This is a genomic window from Streptomyces ardesiacus, from assembly GCF_003112575.1.
Lineage (GTDB): Bacteria > Actinomycetota > Actinomycetes > Streptomycetales > Streptomycetaceae > Streptomyces > Streptomyces ardesiacus.
The window spans coordinates 559588-576484 of the sequence record NZ_BEWC01000007.1 but is presented as its reverse complement, the minus strand read 5'-3'; the positions used below and the strand labels follow the sequence as shown (position 1 = coordinate 576484).

Sequence of the window (16897 nt, the reverse complement as noted above, 5' to 3'; positions counted from 1 at the left end):
CGCTGCCCCTAGCCGGCGGACACGACGTGCTTGGCGGCGATCGCCTTGGCCGTGTCGGAGTCGGGGCCGGGCTGCGGGACGAAGACCGCCTCGCGGTAGTAGCGCAGCTCGGCGATGGACTCGCGGATGTCGGCGAGCGCGCGGTGGTTGCCGTTCTTCTCGGGGCTGTTGAAGTACGCCCGCGGGTACCAGCGGCGGGCCAGCTCCTTGATCGAGGAGACGTCGACGATGCGGTAGTGCAGGTAGCTCTCCAGCGCGGCCATGTCGCGCAGCAGGAATCCGCGGTCGGTGCCGACGGAGTTGCCGCACAGCGGGGCCTTGCCGGGCTCCTTCACGTGCTCGCGCACATAGGCCAGCACCTGGGCCTCGGCGTCCGCGAGGGTCGTGCCGCCGTCCAGTTCGGCGAGCAGTCCGGACGCGGTGTGCATCTCGCGCACCACCTCCGGCATCGTCTCCAGGGCGCGGTCCGGCGGGCGGATGACGATGTCGACGCCCTCGCCGAGGATGTTCAGCTCGGAGTCGGTGACGAGGGCGGCAACCTCGATGAGCGCGTCGTCGGACAGCGAGAGGCCGGTCATCTCGCAGTCGATCCACACCATGCGATCGTTCATGCGGCCACTGTACGGGGGGCGCCTGGTCCGTGGTCCCCGGCGTCGGTGCGGACCCCGCGGGGGCTGCCGCCCCCGGGCCCCCGCCCGGCCCCGAACGGGCCTCGTCCTCAGACGCCGGACGGGCCGAGCCGCCCCGCCCGGCCTCGGAGGTGAACGCCGGACGGGCCGAGCTGCCCCGCCCGGCGTTTCGGGGGCGGCGTCACGTCACGGCGCGCTGCGCTGGCCCGGGACGCTCGCCGTGCCCGCCGGGAGGGGGGCCGCCGTGCGGCGGGACTGGAACGGGACCGCGGTCTCCGGGGGGAGGGCGGCCGGCGGGTCGGACGGGGGCAGGGGACGTGCGGCGCTCGCGGTGTCCTGGTCGGGCTGGCGGTCGCCCTGGGGGCGGCGGGCCCGGTAGGCGGCGCGGTAGGCGGCCGGGGACGAACCCAACTGGCGGCGGAAGTGGCCGCGCAGGGCGACCGGCGAGCGGAAGCCGCAGCGGCCCGCGACCTCGTCCACCGAGTAGTCCGACGTCTCCAGGAGCCGCTGCGCCTGCAGGACCCGCTGGGTGATCAGCCACTGGAGCGGGGCGCTGCCCGTCAGCGAGCGGAACCTGCGGTCGAAGGTGCGGCGGCTCATGTAGGCGCGCGCGGCCAGCGTCTCCACGTCGAACTGCTCGTGGAGGTGCTCCAGCGCCCAGGCGACGACCTCGGCGAGCGGGTCGGCGCCGATCTCCTCCGGTAAAGACCTGTCCAGGTAGCGCTCCTGGCCGCCGCTGCGGCGCGGGGGGACCACCAGGCGGCGGGCCAGCGCACCGGCCGCCTCGTTGCCGTGGTCCGTGCGCACGATGTGCAGGCACAGGTCGATCCCGGCCGCGGTGCCCGCGGACGTCAGCACGTCGCCGTCGTCCACGAACAGCTCGCGCGGGTCCACGTGCACCGACGGGTAGCGCTTGGCCAGCGTCGGCGCGTACATCCAGTGCGTGGTGGCGGGCCGGCCGTCCAGCAGGCCCGCGGCCGCGAGGACGAAGGCCCCCGTGCACAGTCCGACGATGCGCGCCCCCTCCTCGTGCGCCCGGCGCAGGGCGTCCAGCGCCTCCTCCGGCGGCGGTGAGGTGATCGACCGCCAGGCCGGCACGACGACGGTGCCCGCGCGCGAGATCGCCTCCAGGCCCTGCGGCGCGGTGAGTTCGAGACCGCCCGTGGTCCGCAGCGGGCCCTCCTCGCCGGCGCACACCAGCAGCCGGTAGCGGGGCACGCCGGCGTCCTGGCGGTCGATGCCGAACACCGACAGCGGTATGGAACTCTCGAAGATGGGGCCGCCGCTGAACAGCAGCACCGCGACGATCTCCTTGCGGCGTCGCCCGGAGAGCTTCCGGGCCGCGGCTTCCGGCGCGGCGGCGGAGTCGTGGCTCATCCTGCTAAGCCCCCCTCGGTGGTCGCGGCGCCCTTCACCCTTCGGGTCTGTCGCTCCAACACGTTTCCCCTCGGTCCTGCACGAGTCCCCCGCCGTAGACGGTCAAGATCGAATCTACTGCGTCCCGTCGCGCCGAGGTGGCTGGTTCGGCACTTGGGACAATGTCGACATGGCAACTTGGCGTGAAGCAGTCGATCACGAAGCGTTGCACTCCGGGGCGCCCCTGTGAAGTGCGCCTTGTGCCGGTGGCCAATCCACGTAGGGTGCGCAGGGGTCCCGGGACCCTGTCCGTGCAGGTGGAACGGGGGTTGGGGGGTGGTGAGGGGTGGTGATGCGCCACCCCCGGAAGTTGGCTGAAAAGAAGCGGAACTGTGCGCGGAAACCGGTCAGTCGACCGGTGTGTTTTTCCCCGCGTGCCGTCCGCCCCGGCGCCTGCGCGACCGGGTGGCGTGACGTTCGGAGCGCCGCAGCAGCAGACGGCACGCGCCGGTGACGGCGGCCAGGCCGAGGGCCGTGCCGGCGGCGCCCGCGAACGAGGCGCCGTACCACAGGAGTGCGACCGGTACGAGGACGCAACTGAACGCCGCCCAGCGGACGAGGTCGGTGACGCCGTCGCGGCGGGGTGGGCCGGAGGGCGGCTCGGCGGGGCGGTGCGGTCGGGTCACGGGTGCTCCCTGGGGTGGCGGCAAGGGGATCAACGTCCGCGCGGCGCAGGGGTCACGACCGGTGACGGACAGTTGAATCCCGTGCAAACCGCCTGTACAGAGCAGCAACCATTGCGTTACGGGCGCCCTCTCGGGCATGCTCCGGGGAATCCCGCGGCGGACCCTCCGCCGGGATCTGGGCGAAGGAGGCGTGCCGCCGTACCCTTGCGGGTATGGGGTTGGGAAGACGATTCCCGGACACACAGCTCCGCCGCACCCTGTTGTCCCCCATAGAGGATAAAAACGCCGAGACAGCCATGGCCGGTCACGAATTCTTCGAACCCGCGGACCGCAAGCGGCCCGTCGCCGAACCTACGGCGGCCGAGCCCCTGGCGGCCGAAGAGCCACGCCAGTCGTGCGACCCAGCCTTCAAGCACGGCGTCGTCGTCGGCTTCGACGGCTCCACCTCCAGCGAGCGCGCCCTCGCCTACGCCATCGGCATGGCCTGTCGACTGGGTTCCGGCCTGGTCATCGTGCACGTCGCCAACCGCCTGCCCACCACGGTGTGGGCCGGGTGCGAACCCCCGGTCTTCGTCGACGTGCCGGACCACCGCACCGAGGTGCTCGGTCTGGAGCTGGCGTGCGCCGACTACCTCGCCGAGGTGCCCTGGATCCTGGTCGAGCGCGGCGGCGACATCTGCCACGAACTCGAAGAGGTGGGGCGGGAGTACGAGGCGGACGCCATCGTCGTCGGCTCCAGTCACGGTCTGGTCGGGCGCCTCTTCGGCTCCGTGGCGGGCCGGCTCGCCAAGCGGGCGAAACGGCCCGTGGTGGTCATTCCGTGACCTGTCGGGCTGAACCGGCTCTCCGGTCATTCCGGACGGCATGAACGACAGGACGGCCCCCGCGTGCGGTGACACACGCGGGGGCCGTCGCGGTGGGGAACCGGGTGCCTACTCGACCGTCACCGACTTGGCGAGGTTGCGGGGCTTGTCGATGTCCCGGCCCAGGGCCAGCGCCGTGTGGTAGGCGAGGAGCTGGAGCGGGATGCCCATGAGGATCGGGTCCAGCTCGTCCTCGTTCTTCGGGACGACGATCGTGTGGTCGGCCTTCTCCTGCTCCTGGTGGGCGACGGCGAGGATCTGACCGCTGCGGGCCTTGATCTCCTCCATGGCCGCGCGGTTCTTCTCCAGCAGGTCGTCGTCCGGCACGATCGCGACCGTCGGCAGGGCCGGCTCGATCAGGGCGAGCGGGCCGTGCTTCAGCTCGGAGGCCGGGTAGGCCTCGGCGTGGATGTAGGAGACCTCCTTCAGCTTCAGGGAGGCCTCACGGGCGACCGGGTAGCCGCGGACGCGGCCGATGAAGAGCATCGAGCGGGCGTCGGCGTACTGCGCGGCCAGCTTCTTGACGTCCTCCTCCTGCTTCAGCATCTCCTCGATCTGCGCGGGCAGCTTGCGCAGGCCCTCGATGATCCGCTTGCCGTCGCGCACCGACAGGTCGCGGGTGCGGCCCAGGTGCAGGGCGAGCAGCGCGAAGGCCACGCAGGTGTTGGTGAAGCACTTGGTGGACACCACGCACACCTCGGGCCCGGCGTGCACGTACATGCCGCCGTCGGCCTCGCGGGCGATCGCCGAGCCCACGACGTTGACGATGCCGAGGACCCGGGCGCCCTTGCGCTTCAGCTCCTGCACGGCGGCGAGCACGTCGTAGGTCTCGCCGGACTGGGAGACGGCGATGTACAGGGTGTCAGGGTCCACGACCGCGTTGCGGTAGCGGAACTCGGAGGCCGGCTCGGCGTCGGCGGGGATGCGGGCCAGCTCCTCGATCATCTGGGCGCCGATCTGGCCCGCGTGGTAAGAGGTGCCGCAGCCGAGGATCTTCACGCGGCGCACGGCGCGGGCGTCGCGGGCGTCCAGGTTGAGGCCGCCGAGGTGCACGGTGGAGAAGCGGTCGTCGATCCGGCCGCGCAGCACGCGGTCCACGGCCTCGGCCTGCTCGTGGATCTCCTTGTGCATGTAGGTGTCGTGGCCGCCCATGTCGTAGGAGGCGGCCTCCCACTCCACGGTGGTGGGCTCGGACGTGGTGCGGGTGCCCTCGGTGGTGTAGGTGCGGAAGTCGTCGGCCTTGAGGGTGGCCATCTCGCCGTCGTCGAGCGTGACTATCTGCCGGGTGTGGGCGACCAGCGCGGCGATGTCCGAGGCGACGAACATCTCCTTCTCGCCGATGCCGAGGACGACCGGCGAGCCGTTGCGGGCGACGACGATGCGCTCGGGGAAGTCCGCGTGCATCACGGCGATGCCGTACGTGCCCTCGATGACCCGCAGGGTCTCGCGGACCTTGTCCTCGAGCTTGACGGCCTCGGAGCGGGCGATGAGGTGGACGAGGACCTCGGTGTCGGTCTCGGAGAGGAACTCGACGCCGTCCGCCTCCAGCTTGCGGCGCAGGTCGGCGGCGTTGTCGATGATCCCGTTGTGGACGACGGCGACCTTGTTGTCGGCCGACATGTGCGGGTGGGCGTTCACGTCGGAGGGGGCGCCGTGGGTGGCCCAGCGGGTGTGGGCGATGCCGGTGGTGCCCTTGAAGCGCGCCGGGACCTTGGCCTCCAGGTCGCGCACCCGGCCCTTGGCCTTGACCATCCTCAGGCCGGTCGCCTTCGGGGAGGTGACGACGATGCCCGCCGAGTCGTAGCCGCGGTACTCCAGGCGCTGCAAACCCTCCAGGAGCAGGGGTGCGACGTCACGCTTGCCGATGTATCCGACGATTCCGCACATGTGTCCGTGTCCCTCGTGTCCTTCTCGGCCGGCTCAGCCGTAGACGATGCGGCGCAGCTGACGGAGCGACAGCTCCGGCGGCGCGACCGCGCGGTATTTCAGTTCCGCCTCGATCCGTTCGAAGATCGTCGCGTTCACCAGGCCCTGGGCCTGGAGCTCGCGGTGGCGGCGACGGACGTACTCCTCGGTCGTCTCGTCGAAGTAGGCGAGCACGTCCTGGACCACACGCAGTGCCTCGCCCCGGCTCAGGGGGGTGGACCGCGTCAGATGATCAACGAGTTCGTCGTGCACCCGGTAGATCCTGGGGTAAGGGAGACGCTTGCGCAAGAATCCTGCCCGAAATCGGGCAGGGGTGGGTGTGTCTGTGGTGCCGCTGTGTCTACATCCGCTTCAGAACCGCCTGCTTCGCCAGGGTGAACTCCTCGTCCGTGAGCACCCCGGAGCGGTGCAGTTCGCCCAGCTCCCGCAGCCGGCGCAGCAGCGCGTCGTGGTCGTCCTCGGCGGCCGGGACCGGGGCCGGGGCCGGGACCGGAGCGGGCTCGGCCGGCTCCCCGTCCGGGCGGGCGTCCGCCAGGGCGGCGCGGGCGGCCGGGTGCGGGAGGCGGGCCTGCACGGCCGCGGCCACCAGGGCCATCAGCGGGTCCCGCTTGAAGCCCCACAGCTCCACCGCGTTGGGGTCGTACTTCGGCGGCACCTTGCTCGGCGCAGCCCGCACGGTGAAGCGCAGGTGGCCGTTCTCCAGGCCCACCGTCGGCTGCCACTCCACGGCGACGATGTCGGCGAGCGGCAGGGTGCGCGGCCCGGCGGCCGACTTGGAGTCCTCCGCCTGCCACTTCCACTCCAGGCGCACCCGCTCCCCGTCGAAGCTCGCGACGCCGTCCCCGGCCGACACCGACAGCGGCACCGAGGGTCCCGGCAGCAGGTACGCGTCCACGGGACCGGACGGGACCTGTTCGAGGAGCAGCGCGTTGCGCACCTCGTCCACGACGTACTCGGCCACGCCGTACCGGTCGGGCTCCACCAGGAGCTGGTACGGGTCGTGCGGCTCGGTCAGCCGGCCGCCCGTCGCCTGCAGCAGGGGGTCGGCGCCGTCCCGCAGCCGGAGCCTGAGCCGCCCCGCCTTCTTCCCCTGCTCGAACGATATGCCCGCCAACGCGCCCAGCGGCACGAGCAGTTCACCCAGCTCCCGGCGGAGCAGACCGACGTTCTTGTCCCGCCCCGGCGTCAGCCGCAGGGCGTCGCCGTCGAAGACCCACGTTCCGTCCTTCTGGATGATTTCCGTCATGCGGGGATTGTTTCATCGCTCCCGCGGGCGGTGATGGTGCGGGAGAGTGGTCCGCACCTGTCTCCAACACCCAGGGCGCAGACCTTGATTGCACTCATCGCGAAGGGAGCGCGCACGTGAGACCTCATCGACGGCACCACAGAACGACTCCCCGCATCACCCGGCTGCTGGGTTCGCTGCTGCTGGTGGCGGCGGTCGGCGCCATGACCACCGGAGCCTCGGCGGGCCGGGGCGCGGCCGCGGAACCCACGCCCCTCGACCAGGTGATCCCGGCCCCCGTCTCGGTCGACCCCGGCGGCGCCCCGTACCGCATCACCCGCGGTACCCACATCCGCGTCGACGCGTCGCGCGAGGCCCGCCGCGTCGGCGACTACCTCGCGGACCTCCTGCGGCCCGCCACCGGCTACCGGCTCCCCGTCACCACCCACGGCCACGGCGGCATACAACTGCGCCTGGCCGAGGGACCGTACGGCGACGAGGGCTACCGCCTGGACAGCGGCGGCTCGGGCGTCACCATCACCGCCCGCAAGGCCGCCGGCCTCTTCCACGGCGTCCAGACCCTGCGCCAACTGCTGCCCCCCGCCGTCGAGAAGGACTCCGTACAGCCCAGCCCCTGGCTGGTCGCCGGCGGCACCGTCGAGGACAGCCCGCGCTACGCCTGGCGCAGCGCCATGCTCGACGTCTCCCGGCACTTCTTCACCGTCGAGGAGGTCAAGCGCTACATCGACCGGGTCGTGCGCTACAAGTACAACAAGCTCCACCTCCACCTCAGCGACGACCAGGGCTGGCGCATCGCCGTCGACTCCTGGCCGCGCCTGGCCACCTACGGCGGCTCCACCGAGGTCGGCGGCGGGCCCGGCGGCTCCTACACCAAGGCGGACTACCGGGAGATCGTCCGCTACGCCGCCTCCCGCCACCTGGAGGTGATCCCCGAGATCGACATGCCGGGCCACACCAACGCCGCCCTCGCCTCCTACGCGGAGCTGAACTGCGACGGCGTGGCGCCCCCGCTCTACACCGGCACCAAGGTCGGCTTCAGCACGCTGTGCGTGGACAAGGACGTCACCTACGACTTCGTGGACGACGTCCTCGGCGAACTCGCCGCGCTCACCCCCGGCCGCTACCTGCACATCGGCGGCGACGAGGCGCACTCCACCCCGCACGCCGACTTCGTGGCGTTCATGAAGCGGGTGCAGCCGATCGTCGCCAAGTACGGCAAGACGGTCGTCGGCTGGCACCAGCTGGCCGGCGCCGAGCCGGCCGAGGGCGCGCTGGTCCAGTACTGGGGACTGGACCGCACCAGTGACACGGAGAAGGCCGAGGTCGCCGAGGCCGCCAGGAACGGCACCGGGCTGATCCTCTCCCCGGCCGACCGGACCTACCTGGACATGAAGTACACCAAGGACACCCCGCTCGGCCTGTCCTGGGCCGGCTACGTCGAGGTGCAGCGGTCCTACGACTGGGACCCGGCCGCCTATCTGCCGGGCGCCCCGGCCGAAGCGGTCCGCGGGGTCGAGGCCCCGCTGTGGACGGAGACCCTCTCCGACCCCGACCAGCTCGACTTCATGGCCTTCCCGAGGCTGCCGGGCGTCGCCGAGCTGGGCTGGTCGCCCGCCTCGACGCACGACTGGGACACCTACAAGGTGCGGCTCGCCGCGCAGGCGCCGTACTGGGAGGCGGCGGGGATCGACTACTACCGCTCCCCGCAGGTGCCCTGGCCCGCCGCGGGGTGAACGCCCGACGGGCACCCCGGAGGACCGTCTCCGGGGTGCCCGCCCGTCCGCGGGGGCCGGGCGGCTACCGGCCCGCCAGGGGGTTCTTCAGGTGGCCGACGAGCTGGAGCGCGCCGGAGGGGTCGGCGAGGTCCACCATCTGCCGGTTGTCGCGAAGCTGGAGCCGGTTGAGGCAGGACAGCGCGAACTCGGGCGCGAACATGTCGTACCGCGCGAACTTGTCCGCCAGCTCCGGCACCGACTCCTGGTACTCCCGGGTGACCTCCGCGACCGTCCGCCAGAAGACGTCCTCCTCCACGATCCCCTCCTCCGCGAGGTTCGCGGCGAGGAAGCGGAAGAAGCAGTCGAAGACGTCCGTGAAGATCGACAGGAGCTTCTTGTCGTCCGGCACGTCCACCGCGATGCGGGAGACCTCCGGCGGCAGCACCGCGTCCGGGTCCATCACCGCGATCTCCTCGGCGATGTCCTTGTAGACCGCCCGCCGCACCACCCCGTCCTCCAGCACGAGGATCACGTTCTCGCCGTGCGGCATGTACACCAGGTCGTAGGCGTAGAAGCTGTGCAGCAGCGGGACGTAGTAGGCCCGCAGGTAGTGCCGCAGCCACTCGGCGGGCGCGAGCCCCGACCGCTCGATCAGCGCGCCCGCGAAGGAGGCGCCCTCGTGGTCGACGTGGACCAGGGAGGCCATGGTGGCGAGCGTCTCGCCCTCCCGCAGCGAGGGCACCGGGCTCTCCCGCCACAGCGCCGCCAGCATCTTGCGGTACGGCGAGTAGCGGTCGGTGGCCCGCTCGTACTCCAGGTGCCGGTAGCCGACGGCCGCCCGCTCCCGGATGATGCTCACCCCCGTCGCCCTGAGCACCGGGTCGCCCTCGATCAGCCGGGCCAGCCAGTCGTTGATGGCCGGGGTGGCCTCCATGTACGCCGCCGACAGTCCGCGCATGAAGCCCATGTTGAGGACGGACAGGGCCGTCTTCACGTAGTGCTTCCCGGGATGCGAGGCGTTGAAGAAGGTGCGGATGGACTGCTGGGCCAGGTACTCGTCGTCGCCCTCGCCCAGGCAGACCAGGTGCCCGCGGGCGACCTCGGCGGCGAAGGTGACGGTGAGCTTGTTCCACCACTGCCAGGGGTGGACCGGGATGAGCAGGTAGTCGGCCGGGTCCAGGCCGCGCCCGCGCAGCACCCCGTAAAACCGGTCGACCGTGGCGTCGCCCAGCTCGTCCCGGACGAAGGACTCGTACTCGATGCCCACGCCCGCCGTGAACGCGGCCCGCGAGCGGTGCGCGGCCAGCCACACCAGCCGGACCGGGCTCGCGGTCTCCGGCGCGTACGACAGGTACTCGTGGATGCCGAAGCCGAGCCGTCCGTTGTTGGCGACGAAGCAGGGGTGGCCCTCGGTCATGCCGGTCTCGACGGCCTGGAAGCCGCCGCGGGCCAGCTCGGCGGAGGTGACCTGCGGCTTGGTCAGCTTGTAGCAGGTGCCGGAGAGGGTGGAGGAGATCTCCTCCAGGTAGACCGGCAGGATCTCGTCGCTCAGGCCCAGGGTCTGCTTCAGCTCGATGAAGAAGTCCAGGGCGGCGAGCGGGATTTCGACGCCGTCGCGGTGACGGGTGATCGAGTCGGCGGCCACCTGCCAGTGGTCCAGCCGGCGCAGGGTCGCCGTGAAGCGGTAGGCGGTCTGGCCGTCGTCGCTGCGCACGACGTATGCCGCCCCGTCCGGCTCGGGGGCCAGCAGCCGCTCGTGGGCGAACTCGGCCAGCGCCTTGCGGACCAGGAGGCGGTTGGCCCGCTCCCAGCGCTCGGGGCTCAGGTGGGCGACGGCGTCGGCGAGGCTCATGCGGACACCGCCCTCTCGAACTGCTCGCGGGTGCAGAAGCTCAGCAACGCCTTCTTCTCCGGCTTCTGGATCTCGCGCGCGGGCACGAATCCGACGGCTGCGTTCAGGGCGTGGACGGCGGTGTTGGTGACGTCCGGCTCGACGACGACCCGCCGGGTGGCCGGGTCGGCGAACAGCTCGGTCATCACGGCGGTGATCACGGCGCGGGTGAAGCCGTGCACGGGCCGGTCGGTCGGCGCGACGAGGAAGTGCATGCCGACGTCGCCCGGCTCGGGCTCGTACAGCCCGACCAGCTCGCGGTGGGCGGGGTCGTAGCGCTCCATCAGGAAGGCCGGGACGCCGTCGTGCAGGCCGAGGTGGGCCTGCTGGTGCTCGTCGGCGGCCAGCTCCATGTACGCCCGCTCGACGTCCACCAGTTTCGCGTCCTGCATCATCCAGAACGCGGACTTGGGGTGGGTGAGCCAGCCGTGCAGCAGCACGGCGTCGTTCAGCGGGTCGACGGGGCGCAGCGTCAGCGCCCCGACGGCGGTGGCGGTGGTGCTCATACGGCGAACTCCTGGAACGCGATCGTCTTCTCGACCGGGTAGTACTCGGTGCCCAGCAGCTCCCGGACGATGCAGCTGTTGCGGTAGGCGCCCATGCCCAGGTCGGGGCTGGTGACGCTGTGCGCGTGGACGCCGGCGTTCTGCAGGAAGACGCCGCTTCCCGTGACGTCCACGGCGTAGTTGCGGGCGATGTTGAAGTTGCCCCGGGAGTCGTAGCGCAGCCGGTCGCGGACGGGCTTGAGGAACTCCGGCTCGGTGTAGCGGTAGCCGGTGGCCAGCACCAGGCCCTCGGTCTCGATCTCGAAGTCCTCGCCCTGCTCCTCCTGGCGGAAGCCGAGCGTGTAGGTGCCGTCCGCGTAGCGGGCGCTGGTGAGCGCGGAGTTGGTGAGCAGCCGGGTGGGGACGGGACCGCCGAGCCGCTTCTGGTAGAGCAGGTCGAAGATCTCGTTGATCAGGTCGCCGTCGATCCCCTTGAACAGGCCCTTCTGCTCGCCGGCGAGGCGGTAGCGGGTGTCCTCGGGCAGCGCGTGGTAGTAGTCCACGTACTCCGGCGAGGTCATCTCCAGCGTGAGCTTGGTGTATTCGAGGGGGAAGAAGCGCGGGGAGCGGGTGACCCAGTTGAGCCGGTAGCCGTGGACGTCGATCTCGCCCAGCAGGTCCCGGTAGATCTCGGCGGCGGACTGCCCGCTGCCGACCAGCGTGATCGACTTCTTCTTCACCAGCTCCGACCGGTGCTGGAGGTAGCGGGAGTTGTGGAGGAAGTCGCCCGCCAGTCCCCGGCAGGCGTCCGGGACGTACGGCGGGGTGCCGGTGCCCAGGACCAGGCGGCGGGCGCGGTAGGTGTCGCCGGAGGTGGTGGCGACGGCGTACAGCTCCTCGCGCTCGTCGTAGGTGACCTCGGTGACCGTGGTGGAGAAGCGGATGCTGCTCAACCGGTGCGCGGCCCAGCGGCAGTAGTCGTCGTACTCGACGCGCAGCGGGTAGAAGTTCTCGCGGATGTAGAACGAGTAGAGACGGCCCTTCTCCTTCAGGTAGTTGAGGAAGGAGTACGGCGAGGTCGGGTCGGCCAGCGTGACCAGGTCCGACATGAAGGGGGTCTGGAGGTGGGCGCCGTCCAGGAACATGCCGGCGTGCCACTCGAAGTCGGGCTTGGACTCCAGGAAGACGCCGTTCAGCTCGGCGATGGGCTCGGTGAGGCAGGCCAGGCCGAGGTTGAAGGGACCGAGGCCGATCCCGACGAAGTCGTAGGCGGCACTGGCTTCAGGAAGCGCGGTCAAGGGAGTCTCCCAGGTACTGCTCGGCGTGGCCGGCGATCAGGTCGAGGACGGCGGCGATGTCGGCCGGGGTCGTCTCGGGGTTGAGCAGGGTGAACTTCAGGTAGTGGCGTCCGGCCACCTTGGTGCCCGCGACCACGGCGTCGCCGGAGGCGAACAGGGCCTTGCGGGCGTAGAGGTTGGCGCGGTCGATCTCGGCGGGGTCGGTGACGGCCGCCGGGACGTGGCGGAAGACCAGGGTGGAGAGCGACGGCTCGACGACCACGTCGAAGCGCGGGTCGGCGGCGAGCAGCTTCCAGCCCTCGGCGGCCAGGTCGCAGACCTCGTCGAAGAGTTCGCCGATGCCGTCGGCGCCCATGACGCGCAGGGTCGTCCACAGCTTGAGCGCGTCGAAGCGGCGGGTGGTCTGGAGGGACTTGTCCACCTGGTTGGGGATGCGCTCCTGCACCATGCGGCGCGGGTTGAGGTACTCCGCGTGGTAGGTGGCGTGGCGCAGGGTGGCCGCGTCCCGGACCAGCACGGCCGACGAACTCACCGGCTGGAAGAACGACTTGTGGTAGTCCACGGTGACCGAGTCGGCCCGCTCGATGCCGGCGATGCGGTCCCGGTACTTGAGGGAGGCGAGCAGCCCGCAGCCGTAGGCCGCGTCCACGTGCATCCACACGCCGTACTGCTCGCACAGCCCGGCGATCTCGGGCAGCGGGTCGATGGAGCCGAAGTCGGTGGTGCCGGCGGTGGCGACGACGGCCATCGGGACGAGGCCGTCCCGCACGCAGCGCTCCAGCTCCCGGGCGAGGGCGACGGCCTGCAGACGCTTGTCGTGGTCGACGGGGACCGATACGACGGCGTCGGGGCCCAGACCGAGCAGTTTCGCCGACTTCTTCACGCTGAAGTGGCTCACCTCGGAGGCGAAGATCCGCAGGTCGGCCAGTGACTCGGCCTTCGCCTCCTCGCGGGCGAGCAGCAGCGCCTGGAGGTTGGACTGGGTGCCGCCGGAGGTGAACACGCCGTCGGCGGCCGGGCCGAGGCCGATCCGCGCGGTGGTCCAGTCGATCAGTTTCCGCTCGATGAGCGTGCCGCCGGCCGACTGGTCCCAGGTGTCCAGGGAGGAGTTGACGGCGGACAGGACCGCCTCGCCGAGCAACGCCGGTATCACGACCGGGCAGTTGAGGTGGGCGAGGTAGCGGGGGTGGTGGAAGTAGACGGCGTCGCGGAGGTAGACGTCCTCCAGCTCGTCGAGGACCGCGGCCGTGTCGCGCAGGGGCCGGTCGAGGTCGATCCCGTCGATGCGCCGGGAGAGGGCGTCGACCGCGACACCGGTGAACGGGCGGTCGGTGGTGGCGATTCTGGCGGCCACCCGCTCGACTCCTTCGGTCACGGAGCGGCGGTACTGCTCCGCGGTGGTGTCGTTGAGCAGGTGCGAGCGCATGTGGGGGTCCTCCGGTGGGGACGGTCCGAGAGGGCGGGAGAGGGCTGAACCCTCCCCCGCTTCAACTTAGGTTAGCCTAACCTAACTCAAATGGATCACGCGTGTGCCGGTGGGTGATCACGGTCACGGTGACTCCGCGCCGGGGGTCAGGCCTGCTCGCGGAGTTGTTCCTCCGTCAGGCCCCGGCGCCAGTAGCCGACGAAGGTGACGCGCCGGCGGTCGACGCCCCGCTCGCCCACGAAATGCCGGCGGAGCTGCTTGACGCACCCGGACTCGCCCGCGAGCCAGACGTAGGGGTGCTCGGCGGGCGAGAGCTGTGCGGCGCGGAGGGCGGCGAGGGATGCCCCGGGTCCGCCGCCGTCGGCGTCCCGGACCAGCCAGGTGACCTCGGCGTCGGCGGCCGTGTCGAGGTGCTGCACGTCCTCGGCGTGCGGCACCTCCAGCCAGACCCGGGCGCGGGTGCCGGCGGGCAGCGACTCCACCACCGCGCAGGCGGCCGGTACGGCGGTCTCGTCGCCCCAGATCACCACGAGGTCGGTGTCCCCGGGCGGCCGGAAGCGGATCGCCCGGTTGTCGGCGACGGCGGGGCCCAGCACCAGCACGCGGTCGCCGGGGGCGGCGTCGGCGGCCCAGCGGGCGGCGGGGCCCGGCTGGATGCCCGACCCCGGTTCCACGCCGTGCAGGACGAAGTCGACGTCGATCTCGGCGGTGTGCCCCTCGTCGTCCCGGCGCAGCGCACGCAGCGTGTACGAGCGCATCACGGCCCGTACGTCCTCCGGGAGTTCGCGCCAGCCCTGCCACCAGCCGTCGCCCAGCTCCACGGGGACCGCGGGCTCCGCCTGCCCCGGGTGCGGCAGGAACAGCGACAGCGACTGGTCGAGGCCGTCGGAGCGGAAGGCGCTCAGGTCGGGCCCCGCGAGGGTGACCCGGGCCAGGGACGGGCCGAGCCGCCTCGTCCGTACGACCTGGAGCGAGAAGAAGCGGAACGGGGCGGCCACGGCCGTCGTCATGAGGGGCTCCGGGGAAGGGGGGGTGGGTCAGCCGACCTTCTTGGCGTTCTCGATCGCCTCGGCCAGGTTGTCCAGCAGGGGCGTGCACTTGTCGTAGGACAGGATCGGCTCGGGGGAGCGGGCGATGACCTGGCCGGCCTTGACCGCGGGGAGCTTCTTCCAGGTGCCCTCGGTGATGTCGGCGGGCTGGATGGTGGAGGCGCGGTCGTCCATGATGATGACGTCGGCCGGGTACTTGTCGACGTTCTCCCAGCTCAGGGACTCGAACCAGCCGCCGGTGGCCTTCTTGGCCGCCTCGGAGGGCTCCACGAAGTTCACGCCGAGGGCCTTGAAGTACTCCAGGTCCACCGAGAGGTTGGTGCCGGAGACGTAGAACAGGTCGGGGCTCGCGGAGCCGGCCAGCACCCGGATCTCGGGCCGGGCCTTGGCGGCGGCGCGCAGCCGGGCGGCGGCCTTGTCGAAGGCGGCCTTGGCGTCGGTGACCTTCTTGGCCTTCATGTCTCCGCCGAGCGACTCGGCCAGCTCCCACATGCGCTGGAGCGGCTGGGTGAGCTGCCGGTCGAAGACGGAGATCGCCACGCTCGGGGCGAGCTTGGCGATCTTGTCCTTCGACTCCTCCGGGACGGACCACAGGGTGCCCGCGGTGTCGAACGTCGTGGTGATGAGCACCTCGGGGGCGAGGGAGGCGTACTTCTCGACGTTGAGCTTGCCCCACTCGTTGCCGAGGACGGTGACCTTGTCCACGTCGAGGTCGCCGGCCTGCACGTCGGGCTTGCCGTCCTTGGTCGTGGTCGGGCCGAAGACGCCCTTGACCTGGACGCCGTAGTCGTGGAGGGCGGCGGCGACGCCGGTGAACGCGACGATGTTCGCCGGCACCTTGTCCAGCTTCACGGTCGTGCCGCGGTCGTCCTTGAAGGACCAGGGGCCCGACGTGGCGTTGCTGTTCGACCCGTCGCCCGAGCCGCCGCTCCTGCCGTCGTCGTCCCCGCAGGCCGCGAGCACGGCACCGAGGCCGAGGGCGCCACCGGCGGCGAGGATTCCGCGGCGGGTGGGGTGAAGGGCTCTGGCGTTGGACATGGTGGTGACTGCCTTCGAACGGTGCGGAGCGTCGCGCTCTGCGGGACAATTCGAAGGTAGGTTAGCCTAACCTCAGATCTTGTCCAGGGGTGGGGCCCTGCGGCCCCGCCCCCGGCCCTCCGGGTCAGCTCACCAGACCCAGCTCCCGCGCGATCAGCATCCGCTGGACCTCGCTGGTGCCCTCGCCGATCTCCAGGATCTTCGCGTCCCGCCACATGCGGGCCACCGGGTACTCGTTCATGAAGCCGTAGCCGCCGTGGATCTGGGTGGCCTCCCGGGCGTTGTCCACCGCGACCGTCGACGAGTACAGCTTCGCCAGAGCCGCCTCCTTCTTGAACGGCTCGCCCGCCACCAGCCGCGAGGCCGCGTCCCGCCAGGCGAGGCGGGACGTGTGGGCCTTCATCTCCATGTCGGCGATCTTGAACTGGATGGCCTGGTTGGCGCCGATGGGCTTGCCGAAGGCGTGACGTTCCTTCGCGTAGGCGACCGACTCGTCCACGCAGCCCTGCGCGAGCCCCGTGCCCAGCGCGGCGATCGCCACCCGGCCCTCGTCCAGGATGCGCAGGAACTGCGCGTAGCCGCGCCCCTGTTCGCCCAGCAGGTTCGCGGCCGGGACCCGGACGTCGGCGAAGGACAGCTCACGGGTGTCCGACGCGTTCCAGCCGACCTTCGAGTACGGGGCGGCCACCGTGAAGCCCGGGGTGCCCGATGGCACGATGATCGACGAGATCAGGGGCCGGCCGTCGGGCTTGCGCCCGGTGACCGCCGTGACCGTCACCAGGCCCGTGATGTCCGTGCCGGAGTTGGTGATGAAGCACTTGGTGCCGTTGACGACCCACTCGTTCGTCGCCTCGTCCAGGCGGGCCGTCGTCCGGGTCGCGCCCGCGTCGCTGCCGCCGTCGGGCTCGGTGAGGCCGAACGCGCCCAGGATCTCGCCCGAGCAGAGCCGGGGCAGCCACTGCCGCTTCTGCTCCTCGGTGCCGAAGAGGTGGACCGGCATCGCGCCCAGCGAGACGCCCGCCTCCAGGGTGATCGCCACCGACGAGTCGACCCGGGCCAGCTCCTCCAGGGCGATGCCGAGGGCGAAGTAGTCGCCGCCCATGCCGCCGTACTCCTCGGGGAACGGCAGCCCGAACAGGCCCATGCGGCCCATCTCGCGGACGATCTCGTACGGGAACTCGTGCCGCTCGTAGAAGTCGCCGATCTTCGGCGCCACCACGTCGTGCGCGAACGCCTCGACCGTGCGGCGCAGTTCTTCCAGTTCCGGGGAGAGCTTGTGGTCCATGCTG

Annotated in this window: 15 protein-coding genes; 2 read left to right on the top strand and 13 right to left on the bottom strand. The window is 71.3% G+C overall.

The features are described from left to right. Positions 1 to 8: 8 nt before the first annotated feature. From orn to Sdi02f_RS24590, 3 genes are all read right to left on the bottom strand, one after another. Positions 9 to 611 (bottom strand): oligoribonuclease, encoded by a 603-nt coding sequence (gene orn / locus Sdi02f_RS24600; RefSeq protein ID WP_031084170.1) that lies wholly within the window; start codon positions 609 to 611, stop codon positions 9 to 11. Between the two features lie 204 nt (positions 612 to 815). Next, positions 816 to 2006 (bottom strand): helix-turn-helix domain-containing protein, encoded by a 1191-nt coding sequence (locus Sdi02f_RS24595; protein WP_030400079.1) that lies wholly within the window; start codon positions 2004 to 2006, stop codon positions 816 to 818. 386 nt (positions 2007 to 2392) lie between these two features. Further along, positions 2393 to 2671, bottom strand: a complete 279-nt coding sequence (locus Sdi02f_RS24590) for a hypothetical protein (protein ID WP_108934024.1) — start codon at positions 2669 to 2671, stop codon at positions 2393 to 2395. Between the two features lie 296 nt (positions 2672 to 2967). Here Sdi02f_RS24590 and Sdi02f_RS24585 point away from each other — a divergent pair, with 296 nt between their 5' ends. Next, positions 2968 to 3495, top strand: coding sequence for a universal stress protein (locus Sdi02f_RS24585; RefSeq protein ID WP_030400077.1), 528 nt, complete (start codon positions 2968 to 2970; stop codon positions 3493 to 3495). 108 nt (positions 3496 to 3603) lie between these two features. Here the strand turns inward: Sdi02f_RS24585 and glmS are convergent, their stop codons facing one another. The 3 genes from glmS to Sdi02f_RS24570 all read right to left on the bottom strand — a co-directional run bounded on the left by glmS (position 3604) and on the right by Sdi02f_RS24570 (position 6706). Then, a complete protein-coding gene (gene glmS / locus Sdi02f_RS24580; RefSeq protein WP_030400076.1) occupies positions 3604 to 5421 on the bottom strand; it encodes a glutamine--fructose-6-phosphate transaminase (isomerizing) in 1818 nt (605 codons plus the stop codon). Positions 5422 to 5454: 33 nt separating this feature from the next. After that, positions 5455 to 5712 (bottom strand): hypothetical protein, encoded by a 258-nt coding sequence (locus tag Sdi02f_RS24575; RefSeq protein WP_003976012.1) that lies wholly within the window; start codon positions 5710 to 5712, stop codon positions 5455 to 5457. A gap of 88 nt (positions 5713 to 5800) precedes the next feature. Continuing rightward, entirely contained in the window at positions 5801 to 6706 is a 906-nt protein-coding gene (locus Sdi02f_RS24570; RefSeq protein WP_031184518.1) for a DUF4429 domain-containing protein, read from the bottom strand. A 116-nt stretch (positions 6707 to 6822) separates the two neighbouring features. Between Sdi02f_RS24570 and Sdi02f_RS24565 the strand changes: the two genes are divergently transcribed. Beyond that, positions 6823 to 8439, top strand: a complete 1617-nt coding sequence (locus Sdi02f_RS24565) for a beta-N-acetylhexosaminidase (RefSeq protein ID WP_108934023.1) — start codon at positions 6823 to 6825, stop codon at positions 8437 to 8439. Between the two features lie 64 nt (positions 8440 to 8503). Here Sdi02f_RS24565 and Sdi02f_RS24560 read toward each other — a convergent pair whose 3' ends face one another. The 7 genes from Sdi02f_RS24560 to Sdi02f_RS24530 form a co-directional block, all read right to left on the bottom strand. Beyond that, positions 8504 to 10273: an IucA/IucC family protein gene (locus Sdi02f_RS24560; RefSeq protein WP_108934022.1), complete on the bottom strand. Its 1770-nt coding sequence runs from the start codon at positions 10271 to 10273 to the stop codon at positions 8504 to 8506. Then, the gene (locus Sdi02f_RS24555; protein WP_030400072.1) at positions 10270 to 10818 is read right to left on the bottom strand and encodes a GNAT family N-acetyltransferase; all 549 of its coding nucleotides are present in this window, start codon (positions 10816 to 10818) and stop codon (positions 10270 to 10272) included. The genes Sdi02f_RS24560 and Sdi02f_RS24555 overlap by 4 nt, the downstream gene beginning before the upstream one ends. Further along, positions 10815 to 12095 (bottom strand): lysine N(6)-hydroxylase/L-ornithine N(5)-oxygenase family protein, encoded by a 1281-nt coding sequence (locus Sdi02f_RS24550; protein ID WP_108934021.1) that lies wholly within the window; start codon positions 12093 to 12095, stop codon positions 10815 to 10817. Before Sdi02f_RS24550 ends, Sdi02f_RS24555 begins: the two co-directional genes overlap by 4 nt. Further along, positions 12079 to 13521: a lysine decarboxylase DesA gene (desA, locus tag Sdi02f_RS24545; protein WP_108934020.1), complete on the bottom strand. Its 1443-nt coding sequence runs from the start codon at positions 13519 to 13521 to the stop codon at positions 12079 to 12081. Before desA ends, Sdi02f_RS24550 begins: the two co-directional genes overlap by 17 nt. 146 nt (positions 13522 to 13667) lie before the next feature. Continuing rightward, positions 13668 to 14531, bottom strand: coding sequence for a siderophore-interacting protein (locus Sdi02f_RS24540; protein ID WP_174843387.1), 864 nt, complete (start codon positions 14529 to 14531; stop codon positions 13668 to 13670). A 27-nt stretch (positions 14532 to 14558) separates the two neighbouring features. After that, the gene (gene desE, locus Sdi02f_RS24535) at positions 14559 to 15608 is read right to left on the bottom strand and encodes a siderophore-binding protein DesE (protein ID WP_030400068.1); all 1050 of its coding nucleotides are present in this window, start codon (positions 15606 to 15608) and stop codon (positions 14559 to 14561) included. Between the two features lie 124 nt (positions 15609 to 15732). Beyond that, a complete protein-coding gene (locus tag Sdi02f_RS24530; protein ID WP_030400067.1) occupies positions 15733 to 16893 on the bottom strand; it encodes an acyl-CoA dehydrogenase family protein in 1161 nt (386 codons plus the stop codon). Between the last annotated feature and the right edge of the window lie 4 nt (positions 16894 to 16897).